The organism is Escherichia sp. TW14182 (assembly GCF_000208525.1).
Taxonomy (GTDB): Bacteria; Pseudomonadota; Gammaproteobacteria; order Enterobacterales; family Enterobacteriaceae; genus Escherichia; species Escherichia ruysiae.
This window is the reverse complement of record NZ_AEJZ01000001.1, coordinates 15,280-30,489: the sequence shown is the minus strand read 5'-3', so window position 1 is coordinate 30,489 and position 15,210 is coordinate 15,280. Positions and strand designations below refer to the sequence as shown.

General features: G+C 49.3%; 14 protein-coding genes and 2 tRNA genes. 10 read left to right on the top strand and 6 right to left on the bottom strand.

Features of this window, described 5'->3' with window-relative positions:
• The first annotated feature begins 106 nt into the window (after positions 1–106).
• Positions 107–934 (top strand): peptidoglycan DD-endopeptidase MepH, encoded by an 828-nt coding sequence (gene mepH / locus EQY_RS0100155; RefSeq protein ID WP_000101173.1) that lies wholly within the window; start codon positions 107–109, stop codon positions 932–934.
• Between the two features lie 127 nt (positions 935–1,061).
• A complete protein-coding gene (gene sodB / locus EQY_RS0100150; RefSeq protein ID WP_000007278.1) occupies positions 1,062–1,643 on the top strand; it encodes a superoxide dismutase [Fe] in 582 nt (193 codons plus the stop codon).
• Positions 1,644–1,788: 145 nt separating this feature from the next.
• On the opposite strand, the gene EQY_RS0100145 is transcribed toward sodB, so the two are convergent.
• Together EQY_RS0100145 and cydH are read right to left on the bottom strand one after the other, a co-directional pair.
• The gene (locus tag EQY_RS0100145) at positions 1,789–2,958 is read right to left on the bottom strand and encodes an MFS transporter (RefSeq protein ID WP_000701028.1); all 1,170 of its coding nucleotides are present in this window, start codon (positions 2,956–2,958) and stop codon (positions 1,789–1,791) included.
• A 166-nt stretch (positions 2,959–3,124) separates the two neighbouring features.
• Positions 3,125–3,214 carry a cytochrome bd-I accessory subunit CydH gene (cydH, locus tag EQY_RS0100140; protein ID WP_000102278.1) on the bottom strand — a complete coding sequence of 30 codons (90 nt, stop codon included), beginning with the start codon at positions 3,212–3,214 and terminating at the stop codon, positions 3,125–3,127.
• A gap of 297 nt (positions 3,215–3,511) precedes the next feature.
• Here cydH and purR point away from each other — a divergent pair, with 297 nt between their 5' ends.
• Positions 3,512–4,537: an HTH-type transcriptional repressor PurR gene (gene purR / locus EQY_RS0100135; protein WP_000190978.1), complete on the top strand. Its 1,026-nt coding sequence runs from the start codon at positions 3,512–3,514 to the stop codon at positions 4,535–4,537.
• Here the strand turns inward: purR and punR are convergent.
• Positions 4,534–5,466, bottom strand: coding sequence for a DNA-binding transcriptional activator PunR (gene punR / locus EQY_RS0100130; protein ID WP_000269487.1), 933 nt, complete (start codon positions 5,464–5,466; stop codon positions 4,534–4,536). The genes purR and punR overlap by 4 nt on opposite strands.
• A gap of 112 nt (positions 5,467–5,578) precedes the next feature.
• On the opposite strand from punR, the gene punC reads away from it, so the two are divergent.
• Both punC and cfa read left to right on the top strand, forming a co-directional pair.
• The gene (punC, locus tag EQY_RS0100125; protein WP_001182342.1) at positions 5,579–6,790 is read left to right on the top strand and encodes a purine nucleoside transporter PunC; all 1,212 of its coding nucleotides are present in this window, start codon (positions 5,579–5,581) and stop codon (positions 6,788–6,790) included.
• Between the two features lie 289 nt (positions 6,791–7,079).
• On the top strand, positions 7,080–8,228 hold the full coding sequence (cfa, locus tag EQY_RS0100120; protein ID WP_000098889.1) for a cyclopropane fatty acyl phospholipid synthase: 1,149 nt from the start codon (positions 7,080–7,082) through the stop codon (positions 8,226–8,228).
• Positions 8,229–8,276: 48 nt separating this feature from the next.
• Here the strand turns inward: cfa and EQY_RS0100115 are convergent, their stop codons facing one another.
• On the bottom strand, positions 8,277–8,903 hold the full coding sequence (locus EQY_RS0100115) for a riboflavin synthase (RefSeq protein ID WP_000493959.1): 627 nt from the start codon (positions 8,901–8,903) through the stop codon (positions 8,277–8,279).
• A gap of 215 nt (positions 8,904–9,118) precedes the next feature.
• On the opposite strand from EQY_RS0100115, the gene mdtK reads away from it, so the two are divergent.
• Positions 9,119–10,492, top strand: a complete 1,374-nt coding sequence (gene mdtK, locus EQY_RS0100110) for a multidrug efflux MATE transporter MdtK (protein WP_001174973.1) — start codon at positions 9,119–9,121, stop codon at positions 10,490–10,492.
• Between the two features lie 38 nt (positions 10,493–10,530).
• Here the strand turns inward: mdtK and EQY_RS0100105 are convergent, their stop codons facing one another.
• Positions 10,531–11,787: an AIDA repeat-containing protein gene (locus tag EQY_RS0100105; protein WP_000534233.1), complete on the bottom strand. Its 1,257-nt coding sequence runs from the start codon at positions 11,785–11,787 to the stop codon at positions 10,531–10,533.
• Positions 11,788–12,094: 307 nt separating this feature from the next.
• Here EQY_RS0100105 and EQY_RS0100100 point away from each other — a divergent pair.
• The 4 genes from EQY_RS0100100 to EQY_RS0100085 all read left to right on the top strand — a co-directional run bounded on the left by EQY_RS0100100 (position 12,095) and on the right by EQY_RS0100085 (position 14,394).
• Positions 12,095–12,171: transfer RNA gene (locus EQY_RS0100100), tRNA-Val, on the top strand.
• Between the two features lie 4 nt (positions 12,172–12,175).
• Positions 12,176–12,252: transfer RNA gene (locus EQY_RS0100095), tRNA-Val, on the top strand.
• A gap of 106 nt (positions 12,253–12,358) precedes the next feature.
• Positions 12,359–12,664 (top strand): monooxygenase, encoded by a 306-nt coding sequence (locus EQY_RS0100090; protein WP_000212666.1) that lies wholly within the window; start codon positions 12,359–12,361, stop codon positions 12,662–12,664.
• Positions 12,665–12,789: 125 nt separating this feature from the next.
• On the top strand, positions 12,790–14,394 hold the full coding sequence (locus EQY_RS0100085) for an FAD-NAD(P)-binding protein (protein WP_000716872.1): 1,605 nt from the start codon (positions 12,790–12,792) through the stop codon (positions 14,392–14,394).
• Here EQY_RS0100085 and ydhT read toward each other — a convergent pair whose 3' ends face one another.
• A complete protein-coding gene (ydhT, locus tag EQY_RS0100080) occupies positions 14,395–15,207 on the bottom strand; it encodes a protein YdhT (protein ID WP_000587605.1) in 813 nt (270 codons plus the stop codon).
• Between the last annotated feature and the right edge of the window lie 3 nt (positions 15,208–15,210).

Here is a 15,210-nt window from a genome sequence, read left to right as displayed (position 1 = left end):
AACACTATCAGTAAGTTGGAGTCACTACCCTTCTATGCATTAGAATCATCAAGTTTTGTAAATCAGACGCAGGCATGATAGACCTGCCTTAACAGAGGGACGCTCAGTGGCGCGGATAAACCGTATTTCGATCACGCTCTGTGCTTTACTTTTTACCACCCTGCCTTTAACGCCTATGGCACATGCTTCAAAGCAAGCCAGGGAGAGTTCTGCTACCACTCACATCACCAAAAAAGCAGATAAAAAGAAAAGCACGGCAACCACCAAAAAGACCAATAAAGCCAGCCAGAAAACAGCGAAAAAAGCCGCCAGTAAAAGTACTACTAAAAATAAAACTGCTTCTTCCGTTAAAAAATCCTCCATTACAGCTTCTAAAAACGCCAAAACTCGCAGCAAACAAGCCGTCAATAAAACGGCGTCAGTCAGCTTTACGGAAAAATGCACCAAACGTAAAGGCTATAAGTCACGTTGTGTGAAAGTCAAGAATGCCACACAGGGAACCATCGCCGACGCGCATAAAGCCAAAGTACAGAAAGCCACAAAAGTGGCTATGAATAAGCTGATGCAGCAAATTGGCAAACCATATCGCTGGGGCGGCAGCTCACCGCGTACCGGTTTTGATTGCAGCGGACTGGTTTATTACGCGTATAAAGATCTGGTGAAGATCCGTATTCCACGCACGGCTAACGAAATGTATCACCTGCGTGACGCCGCGCCGATCGATCGCAGCGAACTGAAAAACGGCGACCTTGTCTTCTTCCGCACTCAGGGGCGCGGAACCGCCGATCACGTTGGCGTGTATGTCGGCAACGGCAAATTTATTCAGTCACCACGCAGTGGTCAGGAAATTAAAATCACTTCGTTAAGTGAAGATTACTGGCAACGCCACTATGTTGGCGCTCGTCGGGTGATGACCCCAAAAACACTTCGCTAAAACTTTACCCTGTTGTTACGGCAACAGGGTAAGTTCATCTTTTGTATCACCTTTTAATTTGCTACCCTATCCATACGCACAATAAGGCTATTGTACGTATGCCAATTAATAATAAAGGAGAGTAGCAATGTCATTTGAATTACCTGCACTACCATATGCTAAAGATGCTCTGGCACCGCACATTTCTGCGGAAACTATCGAGTATCACTACGGCAAACATCATCAGACTTATGTCACTAACCTGAACAACCTGATCAAAGGTACTGCGTTTGAAGGTAAATCACTGGAAGAGATTATTCGCAGCTCTGAAGGTGGTGTATTCAATAACGCCGCTCAGGTCTGGAACCACACTTTCTACTGGAACTGCCTGGCGCCAAACGCGGGTGGCGAACCGACGGGTGAACTGGCTGAAGCTATCGCCGCTTCTTTTGGCAGCTTTGCCGATTTCAAAGCTCAGTTTACTGATGCTGCGATCAAAAACTTTGGTTCTGGCTGGACCTGGCTGGTGAAAAACAGCGATGGCAAACTGGCTATCGTTTCCACTTCTAACGCAGGTACTCCGCTGACTACCGATGCGACTCCACTGCTGACCGTTGATGTCTGGGAACACGCTTATTACATCGACTATCGCAATGCACGTCCTGGCTATCTGGAGCACTTCTGGGCACTGGTGAACTGGGAGTTCGTAGCGAAAAATCTCGCTGCATAATCACTGATGGCAAATGCAGCATTGCCTGATGCGCTACGCTTATCAGGCCTACGCGGATGAGGCATTAACACCACATCCGGCAAGATAAATCGCACTTTGCCTGCAAACTGTAACGCAGAAGGTTATCCTTCTGCGTTTTTGTTTATTAGCTGTTGGCAACGCAAACTGCTTCAGGTTGTTTTCTGGCTGACATAAATACCAGCAACAATGCCAGCCCCGCAACAATCGCCCCCATCACCGGCACAAAACTGTATCCCAGACCACCGGAAATCACTGCACCACCGGCTGCGGCACCCAGCGCATTTCCAAGGTTAAAGGCACCAATATTTACTGATGAAGACAAACCCGGCGCTTCGCTGGCAACGCGCATTACACGCATCTGCAACGGTGGTACAACCGCAAAGGTTGCAGCGCCCCACACCACCATGCTAATAGCCGCGCCAAACTCATTTCGCGCCAGGAACGGGATCGCGAGCATAATCACCATCAGCAGCAGCAAAAAGCCTTTCAACGTGCCGTTAACTGAACGATCTGCAAGTTTGCCGCCGAGAAAGTTACCGATAGAGAATCCGACACCAATCAGCACCAGCATTGCCGTGACGAACACCGGCGTTGCGTGAGTGATACTTTGCAGTACCGGAGAAATATAGGTGTAGAGGGTGAACATTGCGCCAGCGCCCAGCACCGTCGTCAGCAATGCAGACAGCACCTGTGGACGCAACAGTACCGCCAGCTCTTTTTTCACGTCAGGCCGCGCCCCTGCGCCACCTTTAGGTAAAGAGAAGAACAGGCTCACCATTGAAATCACACCCAGCCCCGCCGTTGCCAGAAATGACATACGCCAGCCAATAGTTTCCCCAAGCCAGGTTGCCGCCGGAACGCCACCGATATTCGCCAGTGTTAAGCCCATAAACATAGTTGCAACTGCGCTGGCCTGTTTATGTTTTGGCACCACGCTTGCTGCCACGACAGACCCCAGACCAAAAAACGCCCCGTGATTCAGGCTGGTTAAAATGCGTGAAAGCATCAGCGTCATATAGTCCGGTGCGATGGCAGAAAGTACGTTACCGAGCGTGAAAATCGCCATCAGGAAAATCAGCGCACTACGGCGGGCACGATGAGAAAGCAGAAGCGTCATCAATGGCGCGCCAACCATCACGCCAACCGCATAGGCGCTGATTAACATTCCGGCAGCGGGAATCGAGACATCCACACCACGCGCAATAACGGGCAACAAGCCCATTGGCGAGAATTCCGTTGTCCCGATACCAAATGCGCCAATTGCCAGCGCCAGCAACGGATAGTTAATTTTCATGCCTAATCTCCACCTCTTCGCGTCATCACGCGATGTTCATCAAAGTGGCGAAAGCATGACATCAATCACAAAAGAATGAAAATAACAAAAAGAGAAAACACTTTTGCCATTTTGCTAACAAAGAGGAAGGAGATGTGAGGGAGAACGCGCTCCCTCGAGGGGGAAATCAGTGCAGTGCGGCAGTCAAACCCACGGCCACGATCAAACCAAGAACGATAATGGTTGTTACCAGTGAAAATTTAAGGTCGGTGCTCATCAAGTTTTCTCCTTTTTATTACCCCACAAAAAGTGATATTACGCATTTTTACATACTGTGATGAAAAAATCTCCCGCCATTTATAATGATAAGTGTTTTTACTACTTCCCCTTTTCATCAAGATCGGCCAAAATTCCACGCTTACACTATTTGCGTACTGGCCATTGACCCCTTCCTGACGCTCTGTGTCATTTTCCCGGCGTACCGCAACACTTTTGTTGTGCGTAAGGTGTGTAAAGGCAAACGTTTACCTTGCGATTTTGCAGGAGCTGAAGTTAGGGTCTGGAGTGAAATGGAATGGCAACAATAAAAGATGTAGCGAAACGAGCAAACGTTTCCACTACAACTGTGTCACACGTAATCAACAAAACACGTTTCGTCGCTGAAGAAACGCGCAATGCTGTGTGGGCAGCGATCAAAGAATTACACTACTCCCCTAGCGCGGTGGCGCGTAGCCTGAAGGTTAACCACACCAAGTCTATCGGTTTGCTGGCGACCAGCAGCGAAGCGGCCTATTTCGCCGAGATCATTGAAGCGGTAGAAAAAAATTGCTTCCAGAAAGGCTACACGCTGATTCTGGGCAATGCGTGGAACAATCTTGAGAAACAGCGGGCTTATCTGTCGATGATGGCGCAAAAACGCGTCGATGGCCTGCTGGTGATGTGTTCTGAGTACCCGGAACCGTTGCTGGCGATGCTGGAAGAGTATCGCCATATCCCGATGGTGGTGATGGACTGGGGTGAAGCAAAAGCAGACTTTACCGATGCGGTTATCGATAACGCTTTTGAAGGCGGTTACATGGCCGGGCGCTATCTGATTGAACGCGGTCACCGCGAAATTGGCGTTATTCCTGGTCCTCTGGAGCGTAACACCGGTGCAGGTCGTTTGGCGGGCTTTATGAAAGCGATGGAAGAAGCCATGATCAAAGTGCCGGAAAACTGGATTGTGCAAGGTGACTTTGAGCCTGAATCAGGTTATCGCGCCATGCAGCAAATCCTGTCGCAACCACACAGACCTACCGCTGTCTTCTGTGGCGGCGATATTATGGCGATGGGCGCGCTCTGTGCCGCTGATGAAATGGGTCTGCGCGTCCCGCAGGATGTTTCGCTGATCGGTTATGATAACGTGCGCAACGCTCGCTACTTTACCCCGGCACTGACCACTATCCATCAGCCAAAAGATTCACTGGGTGAAACGGCGTTCAATATGCTGTTGGATCGTATCGTCAACAAACGCGAAGAACCGCAGTCAATTGAAGTTCATCCACGGTTGATTGAACGTCGCTCCGTGGCTGATGGCCCGTTCCGCGACTATCGTCGTTAATCATCCGTTGCGGGAGTCTCTTCCGGCTCCCGCAGCCACTCCTTATTCAGCGTCTCACTATCGCCGAGATACTCAAGCAACCAGGTTAAAGCAGGCGACATATCATTCTGCTGCCAGGTCAGACAACATGCTGAATCAGGGAATGGATTTTCCAGTTCTAGAGCTACCCACTTCCCCTCATTAAGCCACGGTTTGGCGAAATGTGTCGGCACCATACCGATGCATAACCCAGCCGAAATACACGTTGCCGATGATTCCCAGTCCGGTACAACAAGGCGCTTTTGGTTATCCAGCAGCCAGGTAATACGTTTTGGTAGCGTCCGCGAGGTGTCTTCGCGCACCAGCGATGGCCAGTTGCGCAACGTATCATCGCTGAATGGCCCATTCATTGACGCAAGCGGATGATGACGGGCAACAACACAACTCCAGCTCAACATCCCCATATCACGGAAGGCGTAACGACCGCCCACCGGAATCGCTCGTGTCGCGCCAATCGCCAGTTCCACGCGCCCGTCGGAAAGCGCATCCCAGACACCGTTGAATACTTCCTGAAATACCAGAAGTTCAACGTCATCAAAATGGCGATAGAAATCAACGATCATCTGCCGTGTACGTTCTGGCCTGACGATATTATCCACCGCAATGGCTAACTGACCGCGCCAGCCGTTCGCAATCTGCTGACATTGCTGGCGAGTGATCTGCATTTTTTTGACAACAGAGCGCCCTTCTTTGAGAAACCACGCCCCGGCAGCGGTCAGTTCCACATCACGATGACGCCGTTCAAAAAGCGGCACCGCCAGCCACTCTTCCAGCTGACGCACGGTATAGCTGACCGCTGAAGGAACGCGATGCAACTCCTGAGCCGCAGCACTAAAACTGCCATTACGCGCTACCGCATCAACCACTTCGAGAGAATACTCAGACCACATAGTTTGCCTGCAAAATTTTTGAAACCAGTCATCAAATATTACCGTTTCACAACAGGAATTTCACTCCCTACACTTTGCGACGGTGTTTAATTGAGAAATTTAGAGAATATACATGCAACCTGGGAAAAGATTTTTAGTCTGGCTGGCGGGTTTGAGCGTACTCGGTTTTCTGGCAACCGATATGTATCTGCCCGCTTTCGCCGCCATTCAGGCCGATTTGCAAACGCCTGCGTCTGCTGTCAGTGCCAGCCTTAGTCTGTTCCTTGCCGGTTTTGCCGCAGCCCAACTTCTGTGGGGGCCGCTCTCCGACCGTTATGGTCGTAAACCGGTGTTATTAATCGGCCTGACAATTTTTGCGTTAGGTAGTCTGGGGATGTTATGGGTGGATAACGCCATCACTCTGCTGGTATTACGGTTTGTGCAAGCGGTTGGTGTCTGTGCCGCCGCAGTTATCTGGCAGGCGTTGGTGACGGATTACTATCCTTCACAAAAAGTGAATCGTATTTTCGCCACTATCATGCCATTAGTGGGACTCTCTCCTGCCCTTGCTCCTCTTTTAGGTAGCTGGCTGCTGGTTCATTTTTCCTGGCAGGCGATTTTCGCCACCTTGTTTGCCATTACAGTGGTACTGATTCTGCCCATTTTCTGGCTTAAACCCACGACTAAAGCACGTAACGATAGTCAGGATGGACTGACCTTTACCGATCTGCTGCGTTCAAAAACCTATCGCGGCAACGTGCTGATTTATGCAGCCTGTTCAGCCAGTTTCTTTGCCTGGCTGACCGGTTCACCGTTCATCCTTAGCGAGATGGGCTATAGCCCGGCAGTCATTGGTTTAAGTTATGTACCACAAACCATCGCGTTTCTGATTGGTGGTTATGGCTGCCGCGCAGCATTGCAGAAATGGCAAGGCAAACAATTATTACCGTGGCTGCTGGCGCTGTTTGCTGTCAGTGTCGTGGCGACCTGGGCTGCTGGCTTCATTAGCCATGTTTCGCTGGTCGAAATCCTGATCCCATTCTGTGTGATGGCTATTGCCAACGGCGCAATCTACCCGATTGTTGTCGCCCAGGCGCTGCGCCCCTTCCCACATGCGACCGGCCGCGCTGCAGCATTGCAGAACACATTGCAACTGGGACTGTGCTTCCTCGCAAGCCTTGTGGTTTCCTGGCTTATCAGCGTTAGCACACCACTGCTCACCACCACCTGCGTGATGTTATCGACCGTGGTACTGGCTTCTCTGGGTTACATGATGCAACGTTGTGAAGAACCTGGTTGCCAGAATCATGGCAATGCCGAAGTCGCTCATAGCGAATCACATTGATCTATATCGACATCTTTATACTTAGGCTGCTAACAAAATTTTGTTGTATGATTGAAATTAGCGGCCTATACTAATTTCCAGTTGTTAAGATTACGATAAATATTATGTTTTTACGGGGACAGGAGCGTTCCCGGATTGCTATGGATGGTCATTTCGGCAAGGGTTCCTCCTTTCCCTCTGTTCTACGTCGGATTATAGACTCGCGGATTTTCTGCGAGATTTCTCACAAAGCCCAAAAAGCGTCTACGCTGTTTTAAGGTTCTGATCACCGACCAGTGATGGAGAAACTATGAGTTCATCGTGTATAGAAGAAGTCAGCGTACCGGATGACAACTGGTACAGAATCGCCAACGAATTACTTAGCCGCGCCGGTATAGCCATCAACGGTTCTGCCCCGGCGGATATTCGTGTTAAAAACCCCGATTTTTTTAAACGCGTTCTGCAGGAAGGATCGTTGGGGTTAGGCGAAAGTTATATGGATGGCTGGTGGGAATGTGACCGACTGGATATGTTTTTTAGCAAAGTCTTACGCGCAGGTCTCGAAAACCAACTCCCCCATCATTTCAAAGACACTCTGCGCATCGCAGGCGCTCGTCTCTTCAATTTGCAGAGTAAAAAACGTGCCTGGATAGTCGGCAAAGAGCATTACGATCTGGGTAATGACCTGTTCAGCCGTATGCTTGATCCCTTCATGCAGTATTCCTGCGCTTACTGGAAAGATGCCGATAATCTGGAATCTGCCCAACAAGCGAAGCTTAAAATGATCTGTGAAAAATTGCAGTTGAAACCAGGGATGCGCGTACTGGATATTGGCTGCGGGTGGGGCGGACTGGCGCACTACATGGCGTCTAACTATGACGTAAGTGTGGTGGGTGTCACCATTTCTGCTGAACAGCAGAAAATGGCTCAGGATCGCTGCGAAGGTCTGGATGTCACCATATTGCTGCAAGATTACCGTGACCTGAACGATCAATTTGACCGCATTGTTTCAGTGGGAATGTTCGAACACGTCGGGCCGAAAAATTACAACACCTATTTTGAGGTGGTAGATCGCAATCTGAAACCGGAAGGTATTTTCCTGTTACATACTATCGGCTCGAAAAAAACCGATCTGAATGTTGATCCGTGGATTAATAAATATATTTTCCCGAACGGTTGCCTGCCCTCTGTGCGCCAGATCGCTCAATCCAGCGAACCACACTTTGTGATGGAAGACTGGCATAACTTTGGCGCCGATTACGATACCACGCTAATGGCCTGGTATGAACGATTCCTCGCCGCCTGGCCGGAAATTGCGGATAATTACAGTGAACGCTTTAAACGGATGTTTACCTATTATCTGAATGCTTGCGCTGGTGCTTTCCGCGCCCGTGATATTCAACTCTGGCAAGTGGTGTTCTCTCGAGGAGTCGAAAACGGTCTTCGGGTTGCACGCTAAATGTTATTCTATCGCCCCCGTTTGGGGGCGATATCATATTTCAGTCCGTTATTGATTCAACGCCTTTTCTCGCATCGCCAGCACACGTTCTACCGTATCTACCACTGCCTGAGTTTGTGGATCGATTTCAATATTGACGCGTGCACCGAGTTTTTTCTTACCGAGGGTGGTACGTTCCAGCGTTTCTGGAATTAAATGCACGCAGAAACGTGTTGACGTTACTTCGCCGACGGTCAGGCTAATACCGTCGATTCCGATAAATCCTTTGTACAGGATATATTTCATCAACTGACTATCCTGCACTTTAAACCAGATCTGGCGATTATTTTCAGAGGTTAATATTTTCGCTACTTCAGCGGTGGTCATAATATGACCCGACATTAAATGCCCGCCAATTTCATCACTGAATTTAGCCGCACGCTCTACGTTTACCCAATCCCCAACCTGTAAATCGCCAAGATTAGTAATGCGTAACGTCTCTTTCATCAGATCAAAACTGATATGGTTACCGTTGATTTCCGTCACGGTCAGGCAACAACCGTTGTGTGCCACAGACGCACCGGTCTCCAGACCATCCAGCATATAGTCAGGTAACTCAACCACATGAGTACGAAAATTTGGTTTCTCGTCAATCGACACCAGTTTTGCAGTGCCCTGCACTATCCCCGTAAACATACTTACAACTCCTGAAATCAGTTAAGGCATTCTGTTCAGCACAATAGCAGGTGGGAAACACCCTTACCAGTAAAGGGGGCTGAATGGTTATTTTTTCACTGGAGAATTAATAAATCCTCGCTACAATAGACTGAATTTCCCCTGCTTCTTCTTTTTGCTGCCCATTCAGGCGGCTTTTTAGTCTCTCATATAACAACAATATAAAAGGTGTTCACGTGCAGAAGTATATCAGTGAAGCGCGTCTGTTATTAGCATTAGCAATCCCGGTGATTCTCGCGCAAATCGCCCAAACAGCGATGGGTTTTGTCGATACTGTCATGGCGGGCGGCTATAGCGCCACCGACATGGCGGCGGTCGCCATTGGTACATCTATCTGGCTCCCGGCTATTCTTTTCGGTCACGGACTGCTGCTTGCGTTGACGCCAGTGATCGCGCAATTGAATGGTTCTGGTCGCCGTGAACGCATAGCGCATCAGGTACGACAAGGTTTCTGGCTAGCCGGCTTTGTCTCGGTGCTCATTATGGTGGTTCTGTGGAATGCGGGTTATATCATCCGCTCCATGCAAAATATCGATCCGGCGCTCGCCGATAAAGCGGTAGGTTACCTGCGTGCACTGCTGTGGGGTGCTCCGGGCTATCTGTTCTTTCAGGTCGCGCGTAACCAGTGTGAAGGGCTGGCAAAAACCAAACCTGGGATGGTGATGGGTTTTATTGGCCTGCTGGTGAACATTCCGGTCAACTATATCTTTATTTATGGTCATTTCGGAATGCCTGAACTCGGTGGCGTCGGTTGTGGTGTAGCGACGGCGGCTGTGTATTGGGTGATGTTCCTCGCCATGGTTTCTTATATTAAACATGCCCGTTCCATGCGCGATATCCGCAACGAAAAAGGCACCGCGAAACCCGATTCCGCCGCATTGAAACGACTGGTGCAGCTTGGTCTACCTATCGCGCTGGCGTTGTTCTTTGAAGTGACACTGTTTGCTGTAGTGGCGCTGTTGGTATCTCCGCTCGGTATTATCGATGTGGCAGGCCACCAGATTGCACTGAACTTTAGTTCACTGATGTTCGTGCTTCCAATGTCGCTGGCCGCAGCGGTAACCATCCGTGTAGGTTATCGTCTGGGCCAGGGTTCAACGCTGGATGCACAAACAGCCGCGCGGACAGGACTGATGGTTGGCGTTTGTATGGCGACTCTGACCGCAATTTTCACGGTTTCACTGCGGGAACAGATTGCCCTGCTGTATAACGATAATCCAGAGGTCGTAACGCTGGCGGCACATTTAATGTTGCTGGCGGCGGTGTATCAGATTTCTGATTCCATACAGGTTATCGGCAGTGGGATTTTGCGTGGTTATAAAGATACGCGGTCGATTTTTTATATTACCTTTACGGCGTATTGGGTATTAGGCTTGCCGAGCGGCTACATTCTGGCGCTGACCGATCTGGTGGTTGAGCCAATGGGGCCAGCAGGTTTCTGGATCGGCTTTATTATTGGCCTGACTTCTGCCGCTATTATGATGATGCTGCGTATGCGTTTCCTGCAACGTCTGCCATCAGACATCATTCTGCAACGCGCAGCTCGCTAAAAAACAAGGCGCAACCTTCACAGATTGCGCCTTAGTTTTTATTCGGGCTGGAGCGTTGCGCCAATCCTGTCTTCGTCAGGTTGCAGTTTAAGCGCACTGCAAATTGGTTGCCGACTGGCATCCGTTATCTCAACGAGGATATTGCCACTAACTTCCCCTTTCACATTGATGAAGTCAGGTGAAATTTCTTTCGCGCTGGTTTGCAGGCAAATCGTTCCCTCTCCGTGCAGGCGTTTCACTTTCAGTTGCACATGTGTTGCCGCAGAAGTGATCAGCCACACTTTTCCGCCATCGAGATTGACGTTGCCAACATTTAAAGTGACGTTGTCACCTTTTACCGTACTGCCATCGAGAATCAACACGCCACCCTGCTGTACCGTAACCGTTGATTGTTGCAGATCTGCACCATAGCCAATAATCATTGAAGCACCGTCCAGAACGGCAACACTCCCGGTCAGTTCAACCGGTGCTCGATCTTCTTCTACAACAAAATTTTCGTCCGCGCTGGTGGGTGACATCAGGATCACCGTCCCACCTTGTATGACCGCGTTTTCCAGCGTACCAGCATGCACTTCAGCCCGACCACCAGCATTAACGGCCAGGTTTTGCGTCTTACCGGAACTATAAAGCTGAAGGCCATCCGTCCCCAGACGGTAAATGGCTCCATTTTCAACAATGGTATTATCGTCTTCACCACCGAGATTATTCATGGTGCCACCAGCAAGCAACGTATCACTGGCTTTCCCCGCCAGCATAAAAACGCCGCCCTGATTAATCTCACAATTGCCGGCTTCCCCACCCGGATACACCAACAATTCACCGCCATCATCCACTATTGCTGATGAAGCCGTCCCGTTGACCAATAAACCACCAGCCTGATCGAGAATAATTTTTTCTGCCCGATGACCTTCCAGTACGCGCAAATTTCCGCCATTCTCCAGCAACAAACCGCAGGCATAGCCCTTATCAACGCTAAATTCACCTTCGGGATGGCGACCATTAACAGTAGCGAGCGTTGAGAGGCTAATTGCTCCACCGTCAGATTGAACAATGTCTGTGGCAATTGCACCGTCACTGACCGATAGCGTGCCATTGTTGCCATATTGTGTGCCTTTGGCGATCCCACCCGTTTCCACTTTCAGCCAACCCGCATCTGTCACTACGGTGTTTTCTGCTCTTCCGCCTGTCTCAACGAGCAACTCACCGTCAGTAAGTTGAGTCGCGCTAATGACCTCGCCGGTCTTAACAATTTGCACTTTCCCGTCGCTCATCAAGTTTTTTGCATCAGATCCCATGATTTATTCCTTTGCTGCATCTGTGTGCCCTTATCGCTACCTAAGTGTAAAGGCTACGGAGGATTTATCCACGATAGAATTGATTTGCTGGCAAACGACTCGGTTTATATCCTGATGCGCGAGATAGTGGGTTGTGTCAGATGTAAATGCGATCCTGAATAAAAATCGCCCTTGCAAATCAACAAAATATAGCCAATTTGCTTAAAAGCTCTGCAAACGGTCGAAATACCGCAGAAAATTACGTTTTGCCTCTTGCCACCTTCCCACTCTGCCGCTAATATTCGTCCCCGTTGTCACCTACAACGTTGCGTTCATAGCTCAGTTGGTTAGAGCACCACCTTGACATGGTGGGGGTCGTTGGTTCGAGTCCAATTGAACGCACCATCCTGCGTCCGTAGCTCAGTTGGTTAGAGCACCACCTTGACATGGTGGGGGTCGGTGGTTCGAGTCCACTCGGACGCACCAGATTTCTTAATCTGGTCTTCTCCCTTTTCCCTCTGTTTCTTCTCTGTATCCAATACGTTAAAAGATTTACACTGTCTTCGTATGCGTTATCAGAAGGAGAATCGCTATGGCAACTTTGTTACAACTTCATTTTGCTTTTAATGGCCCATTTGGCGACGCAATGGCTGAGCAGCTTAAACCGCTTGCCGAGTCGATTAATCAGGAACCTGGTTTTCTGTGGAAGGTATGGACGGAAAGTGAAAAGAACCGCGAAGCCGGTGGGATCTACCTTTTCACTGATGAAAAAAGCGCCCTTGCCTATCTGGATAAACATACTGCCCGTCTGAAGAACCTCGGCGTTGCAGAAGTTATCGCCAAAGTTTTCGATATCAATGAGCCACTGAGTCAAATCAATCAAGCAAAACTCGCCTGACAAGTCTCCATGAAGGGCGGTTAGCGCCCTTTTCATCTCTGTCTGAAATTTCCCAAATTCTAAAAATATCAACCAAACTTATCTGATAACACTAAATTCAAAAGAATACATTCAGGTAAGTAACAATGAAAAAAATTGCCATTGTGGGTGCCGGACCAACAGGGATCTACACTCTCTTCTCGCTTTTACAGCAACCAACGCCGCTTTCTATTTCCATCTTCGAACAGGCTGACGAGGCCGGTGTCGGAATGCCGTACAACGACGAAGAAAACTCTAAATTAATGCTGGCAAATATTGCCAGCATTGAAATACCGCCGATTTATTGTACGTATCTCGAATGGCTACAAAAGCAAGATGCCAGCCATCTACAACGTTACGGCGTTAAAAAAGAAACCTTGCACGATCGTCAGTTTTTACCGCGTATTTTGCTGGGAGAATATTTCCGCGATCGATTTTTACGATTAGTAGATCAGGCGCGACAGCAAAAATTTGAAGTGGCTATTTATGAATCATGCCAGGTTACCGATCTGCAAAGTACAAATGCTGGCGTGATACTTGCTACAAATCAGGATTTACACACAGAGACGTTTGATTTAGCGGTAATAGCCACCGGTCACGTCTGGCCTGATGAAGAAGAAGCAACCCGAACGTATTTTCCCAGCCCGTGGTCGGGTCTGATGGAAGCAAAGATCGATGCCTGTAACGTGGGCATTATGGGAACATCCTTGAGCGGACTGGATGCGGCAATGGCAGTGGCTATTCAGCATGGTTCGTTTATTGAAGAAGATAAACAACGAGTTATCTTTCAACGTGATAGCAACAGTGAAAATCTGCACATTACGTTGATGTCGCGCACGGGCATTTTGCCGGAAGCCGATTTCTATTGCCCCATCCCCTACGAACCGTTACGCATCGTCACAGAACAGGCCTTAAATACAGAAATAGAAAAAGGTGCAGAAGGCCTGTTGGATCGGGTATTCAAATTGATACAGCAAGAAATTAATTCTGCCGATCCAGACTGGAGCCAACGCATAGCGTTAGAGCGCCTCAATGTCGATACCTTTGCGCAAACCTGGTTTGCCGAGCGTAAACAGCATGACCCTTTTGGCTGGGCGGAAGAAAACTTAGCCGAAGTCGAGCAACATAAACGGCAAAAACATACCGTCCCCTGGCGTTATGTCATTCTGCGTTTGCATGAAGCTGTACAGGAAATTGTGCCGCATCTGAATGAACACGACCATAAGCGATTCAGTAAAGGTCTTGCCAGAGTCTTTATCGATAATTATGCGGCAATCCCTTCAGAATCTATAAGACGATTACTGGCCTTACGCGAAGCGGGGATCATTCATATTCTCGCCCTCGGTGAGGACTACGAGATGGAAAACAACGAAACGCGCACAATTCTGAAAACAGCGGATAACAGCTACTCGTTTGATGTTTTTATTGATGCCCGAGGCCAACGTCCACTCAAAGTGAAAGATATTCCTTTCCCTGGGCTACGCGAACAATTGCAGAAAACAGGCGAGGAAATCCCTGATGTTGGTGAAGATTATACGCTACAGCAACCTGAAGAAGTTCGTGGTCGCGTGGCGTTCGGTGCTTTACCCTGGCTGATGCACAACCGGCCTTTCGTCCAGGGACTTACGGCTTGTGCAGAAATTGGCGAGGCTATGGCGCAGGCCATTGTAAAACCTACATCCCGTGCACGTCGGCGTCTTTCGGTTGATTAATCAGCACTCAACAAACTGATGCTGTGCATTGAGACGATAGCGGACTCCGGCACGGATATTGTTTTCACCTTCAATGGCGACGGCGAAGCGCACTCTTTCGCCATCATGATATGCCAGTGCGGCGCTGCCACCAGGCCCGAGGACAATCGAGTCAACCACGCCCGTACTGACTACTGTTGAGTTAGCACCGCTGGCAATGATGTGAACATTATCACCGCTATTAGCAATTTTCGCGTTTGCGCCAAAGCTGGCAATTTGTACCAGATCGCCATTACTGGCGACATGACACCTTTCACCTGGAGTACAGACGCGTACTCGCATCCCGGCATTCGCAATACGGCTACCATCTCCGGCACTGCTGATTCGAGTCGAGTTACCCACCACTGCCACGCGGGCACGCTCGCCTGAGCTGCCAATATGGCTGTTAAAACCCACACTAGCCATCCGTACGCTGTAGCCCGTGCTGGCAATTTGCGCCGCATAACCTGCTGTAACTATTCTGGCGTTATCGTCGCAACACCCGACGCGTGCGTTATCCTCGGCACTGGAGAACTGGCGGCAAAATGTCGGTTCCTCTGGTTCTGTGACCAGTTTTTGCATAGAAGAAACTTCCTGGCGAGCAAAGTTTTCGTCTGTCAGCCATTTGTTCCATGCATACTCAACCAGACTATCTGCCCAATCCGTATACCCTTCGTCGATCAGCGCATGGTGAACATCGGCATAGCTGCCGTCCTGCGGAAAATGGCGCAAAAACCAGCGGTATATGACCGCTCCTACACGCCACTCTCGCAGGTTCTCTCGCGTAATGATCATACG

What these genes read in the sequence shown, in the direction of transcription:
- EQY_RS0100115 (WP_000493959.1), bottom strand. Translation starts at nt 8,903, where the DNA reads ATGTTTACGGGGATAGTGCAGGGCACTGCAAAACTGGTGTCGATTGAC.
- EQY_RS0100105 (WP_000534233.1), bottom strand. Translation starts at nt 11,787, where the DNA reads ATGGGATCTGATGCAAAAAACTTGATGAGCGACGGGAAAGTGCAAATT.
- sodB (WP_000007278.1), top strand. Translation starts at nt 1,062, where the DNA reads ATGTCATTTGAATTACCTGCACTACCATATGCTAAAGATGCTCTGGCA.
- punR (WP_000269487.1), bottom strand. Translation starts at nt 5,466, where the DNA reads ATGTGGTCTGAGTATTCTCTCGAAGTGGTTGATGCGGTAGCGCGTAAT.
- punC (WP_001182342.1), top strand. Translation starts at nt 5,579, where the DNA reads ATGCAACCTGGGAAAAGATTTTTAGTCTGGCTGGCGGGTTTGAGCGTA.
- ydhT (WP_000587605.1), bottom strand. Translation starts at nt 15,207, where the DNA reads ATGATCATTACGCGAGAGAACCTGCGAGAGTGGCGTGTAGGAGCGGTC.
- cfa (WP_000098889.1), top strand. Translation starts at nt 7,080, where the DNA reads ATGAGTTCATCGTGTATAGAAGAAGTCAGCGTACCGGATGACAACTGG.
- purR (WP_000190978.1), top strand. Translation starts at nt 3,512, where the DNA reads ATGGCAACAATAAAAGATGTAGCGAAACGAGCAAACGTTTCCACTACA.
- cydH (WP_000102278.1), bottom strand. Translation starts at nt 3,214, where the DNA reads ATGAGCACCGACCTTAAATTTTCACTGGTAACAACCATTATCGTTCTT.
- EQY_RS0100090 (WP_000212666.1), top strand. Translation starts at nt 12,359, where the DNA reads ATGGCAACTTTGTTACAACTTCATTTTGCTTTTAATGGCCCATTTGGC.
- EQY_RS0100145 (WP_000701028.1), bottom strand. Translation starts at nt 2,958, where the DNA reads ATGAAAATTAACTATCCGTTGCTGGCGCTGGCAATTGGCGCATTTGGT.
- EQY_RS0100085 (WP_000716872.1), top strand. Translation starts at nt 12,790, where the DNA reads ATGAAAAAAATTGCCATTGTGGGTGCCGGACCAACAGGGATCTACACT.